The sequence below is a fragment of the Halomonas sp. BN3-1 genome, from assembly GCF_003056325.1.
GTDB classification, from domain to species: Bacteria; Pseudomonadota; Gammaproteobacteria; order Pseudomonadales; family Halomonadaceae; genus Halomonas; species Halomonas litopenaei.
Map to the genome: position 1 here is coordinate 1 of NZ_PYVV01000022.1, position 16375 is coordinate 16375.

Below are 16375 nucleotides of genomic sequence, written 5' to 3' on the forward strand. Positions count from 1 at the left end.
CACCAGTGTGCTGGAGGGCATGAACAACCGAATCAAAGTTATCAAGCGGATGGCCTATGGATACCGCGACACTGCGTACTTCTTCCTGAAGATCCGTGCCGCATTTCCCGGCAAAGTGCGATGAACCTTTTTTCGGGGGCGCTGGACAGATCGTGCTGAGTAAAGTCGGTCATGGGTCTCTATTCCAATACAGAGGTGAAGGGATACGTCGATGAACGTGCTACTTGGTGGCGCTCGTTGCCGAATCCTTTCCCCGCACTCTCCCTACCCTCCTCATCACGCCTTTTCTGGCACAGATTGGCAGCGACACCAAGAATGTCGCATGACGTCAACGAAACGACGCTTGGCGCCAAGTGACAGGCCGCCATCTTCGCCACACTGCGCCCATTCACGACGAGGAGAGCATCATGAACCGCAACGTCATTCTGACCTGCGCCGTGACCGGCGCCGGCGACACCACCGCCAAGAGCGACAAGGTACCGGTCACCCCCGAGCAGATCGCCAACGACTGCATCGAGGCCGCCAAGGCCGGCGCCAGCATCGCCCACATCCACGTGCGCGACCCCGAGACCGGTGGCGTCAGCCACTCGCTGGATCACTTCCGCGAGGTGATGGAGCGGGTGCGCGAGGCCGACACCGACATCGTCATGAACATCACCGCCGGCGGTGGCGGGGACTGGATTCCGGACAGCCAGGATCCGACCCGTGGCGGCCCCGGCACCGACATCCAGACCCCGGCCCAGCGCCATGAGCCGGTGGGCGAGCTGCTGCCTGAGCTGTGCACCCTGGACTGCGGCAGCCTCAACTTTGGCGACATGATCTACGTCAACTCTGCCGACTGGCTGCGTGAACACGCCCGCCTGGTGCAGGCCGCCGGGGTCAAGCCGGAGCTCGAGTGCTTCGACCTGGGCCATGTATGGTTCGCCCGCCAGCTCCAGGCCGAAGGCCTGATCGACGGTGACCCGCTCTACCAGCTGTGCCTGGGCATCCCCTGGGGCGCCGAGGCCGACACCGAGACCATGCTGGCCATGCGCAACAAGCTGCCGACCAACGCCAACTGGGCGGCCTTCGGCATCGGTCGCCACCAGATGCCCATGGCCGCCCAGGCGGTACTGCTCGGCGGCCACGCCCGCGTCGGCCTCGAGGACAACCTCTACCTGGAAAAGGGAGTACTGGCCTCCAACGCCCAGCTGGTCGAGAAAGCCGGTCGGATGATCAACCACCTTGGCGCCAACGTGATGACCCCGGCCGAAACCCGCAAGTTCCTCAAGCTGCGCGACCCGTCCACCGGTCAGATCGCCGGCGACAGCGCTGGAGGTGATGCATGAAACAGCTATCCGTCATCGGTACCGGCGTCATCGGCAACGGCTGGATCGCTCGCGCCCTGGCCAACGGCTGGCGTGTTGCCGCCTTTGACCCCGACCCCAAGGCCGAGGCACGCACCCGTGCCTTCGTCGACAATGCCTGGCCGTCACTGGAAAAACGGGGCCTGGCCGAGGGCGCAAGCCCCGACAACCTGCGCTTTGCGACCTCGCTGGAAGCCGCAGTGGACGGCGCCGACCTGATCCAGGAAAACGTGCCCGAGCGCCTCGAGCTCAAGCGCAGCATCCTGGCCCAGATCGACGCCGCGGCGCCGCCTGAGGTGCTGATCGGCTCCTCGACCTCGGGCTTCAAGCCCAGCGACCTGCAACAGGGCTGTCAGCAAGCGCCCGGTCGGGTCATCGTCGCCCACCCCTTCAACCCGGTGTATCTGCTGCCGCTGGTCGAGCTGGTCGGCGGCGAGGCCACCCAGGCCGAACACACCGAGCGGGCCCAGGCGCTGTACCAGGCACTCGACATGCGCCCGCTGGTGGTGCGTCGCGAGATCGAAGGGCATATCGCCGATCGCCTGATGGAGGCGCTGTGGCGGGAGTCCCTGCATCTGGTCAACGACGGTGTCGCCACCACCGAAGAGATCGACGCCGCCGTGGTCTACGGCTGCGGCCTGCGCTGGTCACTGATGGGCACCTTCCTGACCTTCCATCTGGCCGGCGGCGATCAGGGCATGCGCCACATGCTGGAACAGTTCGGCCCCGCCCTGAAGCTGCCCTGGACCAAGCTCGAGGCCCCGGAGCTGACCGACGAGCTGATCGATCGGGTGGTCGAGGGCTGCGAGCACCAGGCCGCGGGTCGCAGCGTGTCCGAGCTGGATCGCCGTCGTGACGACTTTCTGGTCGAGCTGCTCGGGCTGGTCCAGAAGTACTGGCCGGAGGCGGAAGGCCTCGAGGGGCGCATCTGATGGCGCTGCTCGACACCGACGTCAAGCCTGACTGGGTCGACTACAACGGCCATATGAACGACGCCGAGTACGCCAGGGTGTTTTCCCTGGCGGTCGACACCCTGATGGAGCGTATCGGCCTCGACGAGGCCGGGCGCCACCGGCACGGCTACACCCTCTACACCCTGGAGACCCACCTGCGCTACCTGCGCGAGGCCCACCAGGGGCAGCCCCTTCAGGTCGAGGTCACGCTGGTCGATCGTGACGCCAAGCGCCTGCATCTGTGGTTCGAGCTGCACAGCGGCGAACAGCTGCTGGCCACCAGCGAACAGATGTTGATGGGCATCGACCTCGACAGCGGTCGACCGGGACCTTTCCCCGAGGCGGTGGACACCGCCATCGCTGCGCTGCCGGTCATCTCATCGCCCGCTCCCGAGGGACTCGGGCGGCGTATCGGCATCGTCCGACGCTGACGGCGCCATCAGCGCAGATTCGGCCAGGGAACACCAGACCATGACCATCGATGACTTCGCCGAACGTTTCCAGGCCGGGCTCGACGCCATGGCGACGATGCCGATGAACCAGGCGAGGCGCCACTACGACGAGCTCTGCGCCAGCTTCGCCGGCCCCGTACCGGCCACGATCGCCGTCACCGACGAGGTCATCGACGGCGTCGGCGTGCGCCGCTATCGGCCGCACCTCGGCGCCGACGGCGTCGTGCTCTACGCCCACGGTGGCGGCTTCACCATCGGTTCGGTAGAGAGCCACCAAGGTGTCGCCGCCGGTCTTGCCCAGGCCCTCGGGCGAGAGGTCGTCAGCCTGAACTACCGGCTGATGCCCGAGGCGAGCTATCTCGCGCTGCTCGACGACGTCGAGGTGGTCCGTCAGCGGCTTGCGCCGGTTGCCCTGATCGGCGACAGCGCCGGTGCCCGGCTGGTGCTGGACGCCGCCAGGCGTGCTGCCGATGACAGCCCCCTGGGCCTGGTCTACCCGCTGCTCGGCACGCCAAGCGACACAAGCCTCGGGCCGGACGCGCCGCTGCTCAGCCGTCAGGACGTGTTGGCAGCCTGGTCAATGATCGCCGAACAGGCTCGCCGGATCGGCGACGACCTGCCCGCCAGCCGGGCCATCGAGTGCCTGGCCGTGGAGCATGACCCGCTGACGCCCCCTCTACTGGCAACACTGGATGAATGGCGCCGCTGCCACCACCAGGTCGGTGTGCATATGGCCGAGGGCATGTTGCACGGCGCCCTGCACGCGCGCTCGTCACTGCCTGCCATGGAGGCTGCCTGGCGAGCATTCTGCCGTGCGCTTGCCGCACATCTTGACTAGAGTCTTTTCTCTAAACGCCTTGTTTTTCAAGTGCTTGAATCGACTATCCAGCACATTTTCGTCGCCTTTACCCTGCCCAACCGAGGACACCGCCGACCGCCCGCCCCTCCAAAACGACAACGAGACGCCAATGAACCAGAACATCACCACTTCGGTCGCCACCGTGGCCACCGTCATCGCCCTGATCTCCTTTGCCGCCCTCGCCCCAGGCCCCTTCCAGACGCTGCTTGACGCCATCAAGGTCAACGTCATCGGCAACTTCGGTTTCATCTTCACCTACCCGGCCTTCGCCGCCTCCATCGTCTTTACCGTGCTGATGTTCACTCCCCTGGGGCGGCTCAGGTTCGGCCAGGGAGATCCCGAGTTTTCCACCCTGGCCTGGCTCGGCATGCTGTTCGCCACCGGCATGGGCATCGGCCTGGTGACCTGGGGCGTGCTGGAACCGCGCTACCACGTCGATGCCGGCCACAGCACCGACCAGGCCCTGCTGTACGCCTTCAACCACTGGGGCCTGCTGGCCTGGGCCGGCTATCTGGCGATCGGCGTGATCTTCGCTCACGCCATGTACAACCTGAACATCGACAAGCCCGCCGAGACGCTGCTTGGTGGCGGCTTTCTCAGCAAGCTCAACCTGGTCAGCCTGGTGGTGTCTACCGTCATCGGCCTGTCGCTGACCTTCTCCTACGCCACCGATCCGCTCAAACAGAGCCTCGAGCAGTTTTTCGGCATCGACGCCAGCCCCACCCTGATCATCCTGGTGCTGTCGCTGTTCGCGATCGCCTCCAGCGCCTCGGGTCTCCAGCGTGGCATCAAGTGGCTGAGCAACTACAACACGCTGTTCGCCCTGTTTCTGATGGTCAGCGTCTTCGCACTGACCTCACCGCTGGACATCCTCGGCACCTTCACCCGACTGTTGCCGGAATACCTGGTGAAGTACCCGGCGATGGCGACCGATATCGGCCTCGGCGATCCCGAGCACAAGGCCTGGCTGGCGGACTGGCTGTACGCCTTCGAGGCCGCCTGGTACGGCTGGTTTGTGTTCACCGGCGTATTCATCGCGCGTATCTCGAAGGGCCGCACCTTGCGCCAGCTGGTACTGGGGGTGATGCTGGTGCCGAGTCTGTTCTCCTGCCTGTGGTTTACCACCTTCGGCCTCGGCGGACTCGAGACCGGCTCCGAGGACGTCTTCGCCCTGATGGCGACCCTCGACAGCCATGGCGTGCTGTCGGCCGTCCTGGCGCTCAACATCCTGCTGTTCTTCGTCACCAGCGCCGACTCGGCGGGACTGGTCTGCGAGATGCTGACGGTGCGCCGCTCACGAGCCTTCTGGATCGTTGCCATGGCCGCCCTGGCGGTGGTGATCAACTGGCTGGAAGGCGACATCTTCAAGGTCATTCTGACCCTGATCTCGGTCGCCGCCGTGCCTGTCGCCTTCGGAATCTTCGCACTGGTCGCCGCCTTCCTGGTGCGCATCCGAGGCAGGCACGATGATCTGAGCGACAGGCAGGGCCAGGACTCCTGAGCCGCATTGTCGAGTGCCACCCCAACGACCAACGCAGACAAGGCCTGGAAACAGGCCCTGTCTGCGTCATGACCAGGTGTGGTTGGCGGACTTACGTCCAGGGGCCAGCGTCGGCAGACGCCGGCCCCTTCACGCTAGCTCTGGGATGCTAGCTCAAGGGCAGTTCCATCAGAACTTGCCCAATTCGGCCTCCAGCGGGAACATCGCCGCCGACAGCTCGCCTACCGTCATCACCGGAGACTCCGGCGCCTTGGCCGTCGGCCAGGCCTCGAGCAGCCCGTCGTAGCCCTCGACCAGGGCATCGTAGGCACCCGCCTGACGGAACATGTCGGCGTGGCGCTCCAGCGACTCCCGGGCGGTCAGCACAAAGCCACGACCGTCCTGATACTCGACCACGTTCTTGAACTCGCCGTCATCCACGGCTTCTTCGTACTCGTGCAGCGCGGTCTTCAACAGCGCCAGCTGGACCTTGGCCTGAAAGCCCGCATCCTGCTCGAGGCCATCGTCGACGTCGGCCATGGCCGAGAGGATGGTCTCGCGAAGCGATGCGTAATCCTGTTCGACCTCGCTCCAGTCACCGCCCTGCTGCACCTTGCCGGAGAAGGCTTCCAGCTCAGTATCGAAAGCGTCAATGCCACGGCTTTCCAGCGCAGGCGCGATGCCGGGGTACACCTCGTGGTAGGGATGACCAAAGTGGGGGTAGGACGCGGTCTTGGCCCCCTCGGTGTAGAGCTCCTTGGCGACCTCAAGGTGGCCGAGCATCAGCGCGAGCTCAGTGGTGTAGACGCCAGGGTTGGCCGCGTCGACGTGGCCACCTTCGCCGCCTTCGCCACCTTCACCGCCTTCACCACCTTCGCCGCCTTCGCCGCCTTCACCGCCTTCGCCGCCTTCACCGCCTTCGCCACCTTCGCCACCTTCACCACCGGAAGACGCCGTCAGATAGGCAAAGACCGCATAGGGATCGCTGGCGAGGGAGGCACTTTCACCGCCTTCGCCGCCTTCGCCGCCGTGGCCGTGCTCGCCACCTTCACCGCCTTCGCCGCCGTGGCCCTTCTCGCCACCTTCACCGCCTTCGCCGCCTTCGCCGCCTTCGCCGCCGTGGCCGTGCTCGCCACCTTCACCGCCTTCGCCGCCGTGGCCCTTCTCGCCACCTTCACCGCCTTCGCCGCCGTGGCCGGCTTCACCACCTTCACCACCTTCACCACCTTCACCGCCGTGGCCCTTCTCGCCACCTTCGCCACCTTCACCGCCGTGGCCGGATTCACCACCTTCGCCACCTTCACCACCGTGGCCGTGCTCGCCGCCTTCGCCGCCTTCACCGCCTTCACCGCCGTGGCCGGCTTCGCCACCTTCGCCACCGTGGCCGGCTTCACCACCTTCGCCGCCTTCGCCACCTTCACCGCCGTGGCTCTGTTCGTAGGCAGCGTCGTCCTTGTGCATATCGTCGCCATCGCCGTGATGGTCGGCCCAGGCGGCGCTGGATCCGAGCAGTATGCTGGCGCCAACGCCAATCCACAGCTTGGTACGAGTCTCTTGCGTCATGGGGTGCTCCTTCCTTCTACGTCTACTTGGGGCCAATTTCTTGTTCAGGGCTCGCGCTCGATGGAACCAGGGTCCACTTGCCGCAACCCCATGTCCGATCTGGCAATGTCTGCGCCAGTCAAACCATCAGGTGCCTGCCCACTAGACTGGCGTGTCACGAAGTGTAATGCAAACGATTAACAGTCGGGTATACTGACGGCCATTTGCGGGAGCCTCCGATGATTCTGTGTATCGACAAGGTGCTGACCGACGACCAGCTCCAGCGTATTCGCCAGACACTGGACGCCAGCGACTTTCGTGACGGACGGGAGACCGCCGGCTGGCATGCGCGCACGGTCAAGCGCAACCAGCAGGCGAGCAGCCAGGAGCCCGCCATCGCCGCCCTGCGTGACGAGGTCATGCAGACCCTGTCCGCACACACCCTGTTCCAGATCGCCGCGCGCCCGCGCCGAATGAAGCCGGTCATGTTCAGTCGCTACCAGCAAGGCATGACCTACGGCAATCACGTCGACGACGCGGTGATGCCCACCCCCCAGGGGCCGATGCGCACCGACCTGTCCTTCACCATCTTCCTTGGGGATCCGGACAGCTACGAGGGCGGAGAGCTGGTCACCGAGACCACCCAGGGCGAACAGCGCTTCAAGCTGCCGGCGGGTTCGATGATCCTGTACCCGTCCTCGACGCTGCATCGCGTCGACCCGGTCACCCAGGGCGAGCGACTGGCCGCGGTGGGCTGGCTGCAGAGCCAGGTACGCCAGCCTGAACAGCGTGAAGTGCTGTTCGACCTCGACACCACTCGCCGCCAGATCTTCGAGCGCGACGGCAAGACCGCCGAGTTCGACAGCATCTCGAAGAGCCTGGCCAATCTGCTGCGGATGTGGGCCGAGATCTGACTTGAGTGCCGGTCAGCCGTGGTGTCGAAAGGCCTGCGGCGCGGTTCCGAACGCCCTGCGGAAGGCGCGACTGAAACTCGACGCCGAGCCGAATCCACAGCTGAGCCCGATCGCCAGCACATCGAGGTCGGTATCCTTGAGCAATTGGGCGGCACGTTTGAGGCGCAGCGACAGGTAGTAGGCACTGGGAGAGGTGCCCAGCACATCGGCAAACAAGCGCTGTAGCTGGCGACTCGACACGCGGCTGCGGCGTGCGATCTCGGCCAACGGCAGGGGCGTTTCCAGGTGCGACTCCATCAGCGCTACCGCATCGACCAGCCGCGGCTGGTGGGTGCCAAGACGCCTGACCAGGCTCATTCGCTGCTGGTCGGTGCGCGAGCGCAGGCGGTCGTGAATCAATTGTTCGGACACGTCCACCGCCAGCGCCATGCCGTGGCGACGGGCGATCATCTCCAGGGTCATATCCATGGCCGCCGCGCCGCCGGCACAGAAGAAGCGCCGCTCCTCCAGCAGGAACAGCTCGTCGCAGGTGCGAATCGAGGGATAGCGTTCGTTGAAGGTGGGCAGCGTCTCCCAGTGCAGGGTCACCGTATGCCCCCTGAGCAAGCCGGCCTCCGCCAGCACCACCGCGCCGGTGTCCAGCGCGCCGATGCAGCAGCCACCCTGGTCGAGCCGGTTGAGCCAGGCGCTGAGCCCGTGGCCGATCCACAATTCCGGATCGAAGCCGCTGCATACCGCCAGCCACGGCAGATTGCGGACGTCTTCCATGGGGTGGTCCACCAGCAGGGTCATGCCGTTGCTGGCGGTCACCGGCCCTCCGCCCAGCCCGATCAGCGTCCAGTCATAAAGAGCGCGACCGGCGATACGGTTAGCGATGCGCAGCGGCTCCACCGCCGAGAAAAACGCCATCATCGAGAACTGCGGCAGCAGCAGAAAACCCAGCCGCTGTTCGGCCTGCTCGATTTCACCGGCGCTCGCCTCCAGGCGTTGACCACTGAGCTCTACCATCGCTGTCCGCCTCCTTACCGACGCTCGTGACTGCGGCGCAGCATAGCATGAGGATATCGACGATAACGTCGAAAGGCTGAGTAGAGTGGGGCCGCGCCTCCTGGCTGGCCGTGTCTCGCCTGCGCCCTGAGTTGAGGGCAGCGTACGAGGGTGGCACCCTTGCAGCGCGGTGCGGACCGGGCCGATCCTGAATCCGCTGTCGCTGGTGCGCCGATACCCGAACCACCGATCCTGGCGCGGCCAGCGCCGTCCCGCCCCCGCCATCCATGAGGCCACCATGCGTCTGACCTACCAGGGCCCTGTCCCGGAACCCATCGGCTTTCTGCTGCTGCCGCGTTTCTCCATGGTGGCGCTGTTCTCGGCCATCGACCCCTTGCGAATCGCCAATCGTCTGGCCGGACAGCCGCTGTTTCGCTGGCACCTGATCAGCCGCGACGGCGAGCCGGTCACCGCCAGCAACGGCATTCCCCTGAGCGTCGAGCATGACCTGGACAATGCCCCCTGGCTCCCTAGTCTGGCGGTGTGCGCAAGCTTCGAGCCGATGGCCGCAGTGGACCAGCCGCTCAGGGACTGGCTGGCGCAACGCCGGGCACAGGGCGCCTGTCTGGGCGCGCTGGACACCGGTGTCTTCTGCCTGGCCGACGCCGGGCTGATCGAGGACACCGTGACCCTGCACTGGGAAAGCCTGCCCGAGTTTCGCCGTCGCCATCCCGACATCGAAGCGGTGGAGTCGCTCTACGAGGTCGGCCCGGTCGGCTTCTACGGCGCCGGCGCCAGCGCCTCCATTGACCTTGCGCTGGACACCATCCGCCGCCGCCACGGCGATGCCCTGACCCGGCGGGTCAAGCAGCAACTGGTGCACGACCATCGTCGCCTGCCGGCCAGTCGCCAGCGTGACGCCAGCGAATTCGAGCGGCTGCCCGAACGCCTGACCAGGGTCATCGGCCTGATGGACAGCCACCTGGAGTCCCCCTTGGCCATCGCCGAACTGGCCGCCCAGATCGGCCTGTCGGAGCGTCAGCTAGAGCGCGACTGTCAGCACCACCTGGCCCGTACCCCGAGCCGGCTGTATCTGGAGCGTCGCCTGGCGCTGGCCCACCATCTGGTGACCAGCACTCGTCACGGCGTCATGGACATCGCCCTGGCCAGCGGCTTCGCCTCCGCCTCGAGCTTCACCCGCGCCTTTCGCCAGCACCACGGCGCCAGCCCCCGGGAGCTAAGACGACGCCTCCTTTAACACTGGCCCACCAACTTCTGTCTACTACACGCCACGGCGCCAGCCCCCCCGGGAGCCAAGACGACGCCTCCTTTGACACGGGCCACCATCTGTCGCCCTGTTCGCCCTGGCCAGTTGGCATACCTGGCGTACCTGGCGCGCCCTGAATGTCGGATTTTGCACGCTACCTGTCGATTTATGCACGACTTCGGTGCTGCCTGACAGGCAAGCTGGTCCCCACTTGAGCGCCAGTCGGCGCTGCCATCCATGACGCACAGCGCGGGCGCTGCCATCCGTGACGCACCACGCGCCCGTCCCAGCTTCGACGGAGTCCCGATGAACCAGCCACAGCACACCAGCGAACACCAGCAGTCCGCCTCGGTCGATCTACCGCGCACCCCGGACTATGACGCCTGGCCGATCGAGGTGCCCATCGCAAGCGTAGCCTCGACGCCAAGGGTGCTGACCGTGAACTGGCAGGACGGCCGTGTCAGCCGCTATCACAGCGTCTGGCTGCGCGAAAACGCCGCCGACGACAGCACCATCAATCCAGCGACAAGGGAGCGCATCCTCGATCTGTCGAGCCTGGACGCCTGGCCGGAAATTGCCCAAGCGACGCTGGACGCCAGCGGCGCCGTCGAACTGCTGATGACGCCGGAACAGCGCAGCCTGCGCTTTCACCCCGGCTGGCTGAGAGCCCACGACTACGACAACACCGAAGATCCGCTGGCGCCGCTGGTACCGGTCGAGACCTGGCTCGGCGGCCAGGACAAGGAACCGGTCACCCTGGACGCCGGCGGCTGGACCGCGACCCAGGCCGACAGCCCCGAAGAAGAGACGATCCTGGCCCCGGCGCTCGACGCGCTGCTGCGCCACGGCCTCGTGCGGCTGCGCGGCCTGCCCACCGAGCCCGGCACCCTGGAGAACATCGCCGAGCGCTTCGGGCCGTTGCGGGCCACCAACTTCGGCACCCTGTTCAACGTTCGCGCCAAGCCGGACCCGGACTCCAACGCCTACACCTCGATTGCCCTGCCGCCTCACGTGGACCTGCCGACCCGCGAGTACCATCCCGGTCTTCAGTTCCTGCACTGTCTCGAGAACAGCGTGGCCGGCGGCCAGGCGGTAATGCTCGACGGCTTCGCGGTGGCCGAGGCACTGCGCGAGGAAGACCCCGAGGCCTTCGCTACCCTGACTCGCGTCCACTGGCGCTACGCCAATACCGCCAAGACCACCGACTACGTCTGGCACTCGCCGATGATCGTGCTCGATGAACAGCAGCAACTGCTCGAGGTGCGCATCGCCGACTTCCTGCGCGGCCCGCTGATGACCGATTTCGACCAGGTCGAGGAGGCCTACCGGGCACTGATGGCGCTCCAGCAGCGCCTGCGCGAGCCCCGCTTCGCCCTGCGCTTCACCTACGCCCCCGGCGACCTGGTGATCTTCGACAATCGCCGCCTGTTGCACGCTCGTGACGCCTTTGAAGGCGACTCCGGCCACCGCTGGCTGCAGGGCTGCTACCTCGAGCGCGATGAGGTGCGCTCGCGCTATCGCATCGTCCAGCGCCGTCGCCGCGAGCGGGAACTGGGCGAGGCCGGACAGGCCTAGCGGCGAGGCAAGGCCACCGGCTAGCCTTCCGCCGACGCCGGTGGCCGCAGCCCACGCCGGGCGGTCACGCTCGGCGCCTCGCCAAAGCGCTTGCGGTAGGCTCTGGAGAAGTGCGCCAGGTGGCTGAAGCCCACCGCCACCGCGGCCTCGGTCACCGCAATGCGACTGTCGGCCAGAATGCGCTGGGCCTGGTCCAGCCGCATGTTCAGATAGCACTGCTTGGGCGTCTCGCCGAACTCCTGCACGAATAGCCGGGTCAACTGGCGCTGGGACAGGCCCGCCAGACGACAGACGTCGGGAATCGGCAGCGCCTGGGCGAGATTGGCCTCCATTACCGCCAGTGCGCGCAGCACCCCACGCGGCAGCTCCCTGGGCGAAGCCCGATCCGCTACCCAGCCGGTGCTGGCCCCAGCCCTCCCTGCTGCTTGCTGCGCTGTTGCGGCTCCCCTCGCCTCCGCAGGCCGCGAATGCACGATCTGTCGCCCCACCGCCTCGGCCAGCGAAGGACCATAAAGGGTCACGATCCACTCGAGCATCATGTCGATGCTGGCGGCGCCGCCGGAGCCGGTGAGACGTCCGCCTTCCCAGACGTAGCTGTCCGCTCGCACTTCCAGCTCAGGGAACTCCTCGCGAAAGGCCGGCACGCTTTCCCAGTGCAGCGCCACCGGATAGCCCTCCAGTACGCCCGCCCTGGCCAGGATAAAGGGTGCGGTGTCCACCCCCCCAAGCCAGACGCCATGGGCCGCCAGTCGCTTGAGCAGCGCCAGATCCTCGGCACCGATACAGGCTTCCGGCTCATAGGACGACACCACCATCAGACGCCCCTTGGACGCCAGCCCCTGGTACCAGTCGGCCTCGGTAACCTCCGACAGACGTCCATCGACATCGATGCGTACGCCATTGCTGGCCGTCACCGCCTCGCCATCGGCGGACAGCAGGCGCCAGGCAAACAGATCCCGACCAAAACGGTTGGCCACCCGAAGCGGCTCGAGCAGGCAGAACAGCGTCAGCATCGAAAACTTGGGCACCAGCCACACGTCCAGGGTGTGTTCGGCCTGGTCGGGCGACAACAGCGGCGGCGAGTCCGGACGCGGATAGGGATGGCTGTCGGGCCAGCGGGCCTCGCTGTCTGCCGGGCGGTTGGCACGGCGGTTGGCGTGGCTGTTGGCGTGGCTTTCTGTGTCACTGTGCAAGTGGTGATCAACGTCCGACATGGGGCGAATTTTATCAAGGCTATGGCGAATTTGATCAAATTGTATCCCAAATAGCACAGTAACCTGTAGCCCAGACAGCGACGCCAGGTGACGAACCGCCCTTCCTCGACCTGGTGAGCCTTTTACAACGCCAGACCGATCGAATCCGGAGAGAGCCTCGACGATGACCCAGCAGACGCCCCCGCAACTGACCGATGACGGCCGCCAACTGGCGCTGACCCTTGGTGAAGGGCATCACCGTCTTGATGCCCTGTGGCTGCGCGAACGCCTGCCCGATGCCGAAACCCTGGACCCCCAGACCGGGCAGCGTCTGATCGAGGCCGCCGAACTACCGCTGGATCTGATCCTCACCCAGGCAGACGTCCAGGATGGGCGGCTGGTCGTGGCCTTCTCCGATGGCCATCGAGGCAGCATCACGATCGACGAACTCGTGGATGCCGTGCGCTGCCAGCGCTCGGACGACAACGCCTCACGGGTGTACTGGGACTCGACGCTCGCCACACCCCCGCAGGCCAGCTTCAAGCAAGCACTGGAAAGCGATCCGGCGCTGCTCGATCTGCTCGACCAGCTGCATCGCTTCGGTTTCGTGCGCGTCACGGACGTACCTGTCAGCGAAGACGGCATGCAGCCGTTGATCGACCGTATCGGCCCGCTGCGCCGGACCAACTGGGGCGGCATCGCCGACGTCAAGTCGGTGGCCAACGCCTACGATCTGACCATGACCCAGCGCGGCCTCGAGCCCCACACCGACAACCCCTATCGCGATCCGATCCCCGGTTACATCTGGCTGCACTGTCTGACCAACGCCGCCGATGGTGGCGACAGCACCCTGGTGGACGGCTTCGAGGCCGCTCGACGCCTGCGTCTGCAGGATCCCGACGCCTTCGCCTGCCTGACTGAAGTGACCCCGCGCTTTCGCTACCACGACGAGACCACCCGTCTAGAGAGCGAAGGTCCGCTGATCGAGCTCGACGCCCGGGGCGAGGTGACGCGGGTACGCTACTCCAACCGCACCGAGCGTATCGACCTGATGGACAGCGCCCTGCTGCGCCGCTACTACGCCGCCCGCAAGGCCTTCTACCAACTGATTCGCTCGTCCGAGCTCACCCTCGAACTCAAGCTGTCCCCTGGCGAGATGCTGATCATGGACAACTACCGCCTGCTGCACGGGCGTACCGCCTTTCAGCTCGAAGGCGGCGTACGCCACCTGCGCCAGGGCTACGTGGACCGTGACAGCACCGCCAGTCGACGCCTGTTGCTGAAGGATCGGCTCAAGCCCGCACACGACTCGGAAGCCGGTACCGCCGACAACCTCCCACGAACCACCCAGGGGGCCAGCGTATGAGCACCAGCGATCTCGCACTGACCCAGGCCCGCTTCGCGCGCTTTGACCAGAGCACCGCCGAAGAGTGGCGCCTGATCGACCGCCACTTTCGTGCCTACCAGAGCGACGCCTGCCGTCGTGTGCTCGCCCACCTCGAGCGACTCAAGGGCGACACCCACGGCTATCCGGTGGACCGCTACGAGCACTGTCTGCAGACCGCCACCCGCGCGCTGCGTGACGGCGCCGATGAAGAGACCGTGGTCTGTGCCCTGCTCCACGACATCGGCGACGACCTGGCCCCGGCCAATCACGCCGAGATCGCCGCCGCCATCCTCGAGCCTTTCGTCGACCCGCTCAATGTCTGGATGATCCGTCACCACGAGCTGTTTCAGGGCTACCACTACCGCCACTTTTTCGGCCAGGATCGCCACGCCCGTGAGGCCTATCGCGACCACCCGGCCTACGCCCGCACGGTGCGCTTCTGCGACGACTGGGACCAGACCAGCTTCGACCCCGACTACGACACCCTGCCACTGGACGCCTTCCTGCCGATGATCGAAAACGTCATGGGCCGCGAACCCTTCGGTGGCCTGCCGAGCGTGGTGGAGGACAGCGACTCGAGCCCCGAGCCCCAGGCGAATGCCCAGGAGGCCTCCCGATGACCACCTGCGCCCAGCGCCTGATCGAGCTGCTCGAGGCTCAGGGGATCGACACCGTCTTCGGCATTCCCGGCGTGCACACCGTCGAGCTGTACCGGGGCCTTGAGCATTCGCGACTTCGCCACGTCACGCCACGCCACGAACAGGGCGCCGGTTTCATGGCCGACGGCTACGCCCGGGCCAGCGGGCGACCCGCCGCCTGCTTTATCATCACGGGCCCGGGCATGACCAATATCGCCACCGCCATGGGCCAGGCGCTGGCCGATTCGGTGCCGATGCTGGTGATTTCCAGCGTCAATACCGTGTCGACGCTTGGGCGCGGCCAGGGCCGTCTCCACGAGATGCCCCATCAGGGCCAGACCCTGGCCGGGGTGGCGCGCTTCAGCCATACCCTGCTCGATCCCGAGGCGCTGCCCGAAGTGCTGGCCCGCGCCTTCGCCGTGTTCCAGGGCGCACGCCCGGGGCCGGTGCATATCGAGATCCCCATCGATCTGTTCGCCGCCCCGGTCAAGGCACCGATGCCTGCGGCGATGCGCGTCTTTCCCCCGGCGCCAGCGCCCCAGGCCGTCGCGGCCGCCAGCCGACTGCTGGGCGAGGCACAGCGCCCGCTGGTACTGGTGGGAGGTGGCGCCTGCGCCGCCGCCACCAGCGTCACCGCCCTGGTCGAACACCTGGACGCCCCCACCCTGACCACGATCAATGCCCGCGGGTTGCTCGGTGCCGACCATCCGCTGGACCTGGGCGCCACCGCCAGCCTGCCGGCGACACGCCGACTGGCCCGGCAGGCCGACGTCATCCTGGCCCTTGGCACCGAACTCGGCGAAACCGACTACGACCTGGTGTTCGACGACGGTTTCAAGCTCGAGGGCAGCCTGATCCGGGTCGATCTGGACGCCGAGCAGCTGGCGCGCAGTCACATCGCCGACCTGGCCCTGGTGGCCGATATCGGGCTGACCGCCGAGGCCCTGCTGGGCGCGCTGGAACGCGGCGAAGATGAAGGCCGGCCACAACGAGAGGTCGGTCGCGAGCGCTGCGAGCGGGTGCGCCACGAGCTGGCCCTCGCCGATGACCCGGAGCTCGCGCGCTATCGGCCGCTGTTTGCCACCCTCGACGAGGTACTGCCCGAGGCGATCATCGTCGGCGACTCCACCGGCCCGGTGTACGCCGGCAACGTAGTGGCCAGACGCCCGGCGCCACGTCGCTGGTTCAACGCCGCCACCGGCTTCGGCACCCTGGGCTACGGCCTGCCTGCGGCCCTGGGCGCGGGACTGGCACGACCGGATCTGCCGGTGGTGGCGCTGGTCGGCGACGGTGGCCTGCAGTTCGTGCTGGGAGAGCTAGCCACCGCCCGGGATATCGCCCTGGAGGCCGACCGCGCTCGCACCGAGCAGGGGTCAATCAACCGTGATTCGAGCGATGCGGCCTGCGCCGACACCGCCTTGGCCAGGCCCTTGGCGATCCTGATCTGGAACAACGACGGCTACGACGAGATACGCCGTTACATGAGCGCCGACGGTGTCGCTCACGTGGGAGTCGATCTGGCTCCCCCGGACTTCGCCGCCCTCGCCCAGGCCTTCGACTGCCGCTATCGTCAGGCCGCCAGCGCCGACGACCTGGCGTCGGCGCTTTCAAGCCTGAATGATGCCGGCTCACCGCTGATCGTCGAGATCGACGCCCTGGCCTGGTGTCGCCAGCTCGAACACTGAGGCAGGACGCCTGCGCCGAGCGGATCGACGGCGTCCCGACCATGCATCACTTATGCATCAGTTATGCATCACTTATGCATCCATAAAATAACGAAGG

At 66.5% G+C, this 16375-nt stretch carries 15 protein-coding genes; 12 read left to right on the forward strand and 3 right to left on the reverse strand.

From position 1 onward, the window contains the following. The 6 genes from C9F12_RS21225 to C9F12_RS21250 form a co-directional block, all read left to right on the forward strand. A partial coding sequence (locus C9F12_RS21225; RefSeq protein ID WP_146188265.1) for a transposase occupies nt 1–124 on the forward strand: 124 nt, incomplete at its 5' end. 283 nt (nt 125–407) lie between these two features. Next, on the forward strand, nt 408–1328 hold the full coding sequence (locus C9F12_RS21230; RefSeq protein WP_108133355.1) for a 3-keto-5-aminohexanoate cleavage protein: 921 nt from the start codon (nt 408–410) through the stop codon (nt 1326–1328). Beyond that, on the forward strand, nt 1325–2278 hold the full coding sequence (locus C9F12_RS21235) for an L-carnitine dehydrogenase (protein WP_108450126.1): 954 nt from the start codon (nt 1325–1327) through the stop codon (nt 2276–2278). The genes C9F12_RS21230 and C9F12_RS21235 overlap by 4 nt, the downstream gene beginning before the upstream one ends. Further along, the gene (locus tag C9F12_RS21240) at nt 2278–2730 is read left to right on the forward strand and encodes a thioesterase family protein (RefSeq protein ID WP_045994798.1); all 453 of its coding nucleotides are present in this window, start codon (nt 2278–2280) and stop codon (nt 2728–2730) included. The genes C9F12_RS21235 and C9F12_RS21240 overlap by 1 nt, the downstream gene beginning before the upstream one ends. Nucleotides 2731–2770: 40 nt before the next feature. After that, nucleotides 2771–3589 carry an alpha/beta hydrolase gene (locus C9F12_RS21245; RefSeq protein WP_108450127.1) on the forward strand — a complete coding sequence of 273 codons (819 nt, stop codon included), beginning with the start codon at nt 2771–2773 and terminating at the stop codon, nt 3587–3589. A 130-nt stretch (nt 3590–3719) separates the two neighbouring features. After that, complete coding sequence (locus tag C9F12_RS21250) at nt 3720–5111, forward strand: BCCT family transporter (RefSeq protein WP_108450128.1); 1392 nt, start codon at nt 3720–3722, stop codon at nt 5109–5111. Between the two features lie 168 nt (nt 5112–5279). Here the strand turns inward: C9F12_RS21250 and C9F12_RS22680 are convergent, their stop codons facing one another. After that, nucleotides 5280–6653 (reverse strand): hypothetical protein, encoded by a 1374-nt coding sequence (locus C9F12_RS22680; protein WP_162816545.1) that lies wholly within the window; start codon nt 6651–6653, stop codon nt 5280–5282. A 218-nt stretch (nt 6654–6871) separates the two neighbouring features. Between C9F12_RS22680 and C9F12_RS21265 the strand changes: the two genes are divergently transcribed. Continuing rightward, nucleotides 6872–7546: a Fe2+-dependent dioxygenase gene (locus C9F12_RS21265; protein ID WP_108450129.1), complete on the forward strand. Its 675-nt coding sequence runs from the start codon at nt 6872–6874 to the stop codon at nt 7544–7546. Nucleotides 7547–7558: 12 nt separating this feature from the next. Here the strand turns inward: C9F12_RS21265 and C9F12_RS21270 are convergent, their stop codons facing one another. Beyond that, complete coding sequence (locus tag C9F12_RS21270; RefSeq protein WP_045994548.1) at nt 7559–8554, reverse strand: GlxA family transcriptional regulator; 996 nt, start codon at nt 8552–8554, stop codon at nt 7559–7561. A 277-nt stretch (nt 8555–8831) separates the two neighbouring features. Here C9F12_RS21270 and C9F12_RS21275 point away from each other — a divergent pair, with 277 nt between their 5' ends. Both C9F12_RS21275 and C9F12_RS21280 read left to right on the forward strand, forming a co-directional pair. Then, on the forward strand, nt 8832–9791 hold the full coding sequence (locus C9F12_RS21275; protein ID WP_108450130.1) for a GlxA family transcriptional regulator: 960 nt from the start codon (nt 8832–8834) through the stop codon (nt 9789–9791). Nucleotides 9792–10106: 315 nt separating this feature from the next. Beyond that, the gene (locus C9F12_RS21280; RefSeq protein WP_108450131.1) at nt 10107–11375 is read left to right on the forward strand and encodes a TauD/TfdA family dioxygenase; all 1269 of its coding nucleotides are present in this window, start codon (nt 10107–10109) and stop codon (nt 11373–11375) included. A gap of 20 nt (nt 11376–11395) precedes the next feature. Here the strand turns inward: C9F12_RS21280 and C9F12_RS21285 are convergent, their stop codons facing one another. Then, nucleotides 11396–12448: a GlxA family transcriptional regulator gene (locus C9F12_RS21285; protein WP_240184324.1), complete on the reverse strand. Its 1053-nt coding sequence runs from the start codon at nt 12446–12448 to the stop codon at nt 11396–11398. 304 nt (nt 12449–12752) lie between these two features. On the opposite strand from C9F12_RS21285, the gene C9F12_RS21290 reads away from it, so the two are divergent. The 3 genes from C9F12_RS21290 to C9F12_RS21300 are packed head-to-tail and all read left to right on the forward strand — an operon-like array spanning nt 12753 to nt 16278. After that, nucleotides 12753–13934: a TauD/TfdA family dioxygenase gene (locus C9F12_RS21290; protein WP_108450133.1), complete on the forward strand. Its 1182-nt coding sequence runs from the start codon at nt 12753–12755 to the stop codon at nt 13932–13934. A gap of 17 nt (nt 13935–13951) precedes the next feature. Next, nucleotides 13952–14575, forward strand: coding sequence for an HD domain-containing protein (locus C9F12_RS21295; protein WP_181248663.1), 624 nt, complete (start codon nt 13952–13954; stop codon nt 14573–14575). Further along, nucleotides 14572–16278, forward strand: coding sequence for a 5-guanidino-2-oxopentanoate decarboxylase (locus C9F12_RS21300; protein WP_108450134.1), 1707 nt, complete (start codon nt 14572–14574; stop codon nt 16276–16278). Before C9F12_RS21295 ends, C9F12_RS21300 begins: the two co-directional genes overlap by 4 nt. Nucleotides 16279–16375 lie beyond the last annotated feature (97 nt).

Coding starts and splice junctions, on each gene's coding strand:
- C9F12_RS21230 (WP_108133355.1), top strand. CDS start 408: ATGAACCGCAACGTCATTCTGACCTGCGCCGTGACCGGCGCCGGCGAC.
- C9F12_RS21235 (WP_108450126.1), top strand. CDS start 1,325: ATGAAACAGCTATCCGTCATCGGTACCGGCGTCATCGGCAACGGCTGG.
- C9F12_RS21240 (WP_045994798.1), top strand. CDS start 2,278: ATGGCGCTGCTCGACACCGACGTCAAGCCTGACTGGGTCGACTACAAC.
- C9F12_RS21245 (WP_108450127.1), top strand. CDS start 2,771: ATGACCATCGATGACTTCGCCGAACGTTTCCAGGCCGGGCTCGACGCC.
- C9F12_RS21250 (WP_108450128.1), top strand. CDS start 3,720: ATGAACCAGAACATCACCACTTCGGTCGCCACCGTGGCCACCGTCATC.
- C9F12_RS22680 (WP_162816545.1), bottom strand. CDS start 6,653: ATGACGCAAGAGACTCGTACCAAGCTGTGGATTGGCGTTGGCGCCAGC.
- C9F12_RS21265 (WP_108450129.1), top strand. CDS start 6,872: ATGATTCTGTGTATCGACAAGGTGCTGACCGACGACCAGCTCCAGCGT.
- C9F12_RS21270 (WP_045994548.1), bottom strand. CDS start 8,554: ATGGTAGAGCTCAGTGGTCAACGCCTGGAGGCGAGCGCCGGTGAAATC.
- C9F12_RS21275 (WP_108450130.1), top strand. CDS start 8,832: ATGCGTCTGACCTACCAGGGCCCTGTCCCGGAACCCATCGGCTTTCTG.
- C9F12_RS21280 (WP_108450131.1), top strand. CDS start 10,107: ATGAACCAGCCACAGCACACCAGCGAACACCAGCAGTCCGCCTCGGTC.
- C9F12_RS21290 (WP_108450133.1), top strand. CDS start 12,753: ATGACCCAGCAGACGCCCCCGCAACTGACCGATGACGGCCGCCAACTG.
- C9F12_RS21300 (WP_108450134.1), top strand. CDS start 14,572: ATGACCACCTGCGCCCAGCGCCTGATCGAGCTGCTCGAGGCTCAGGGG.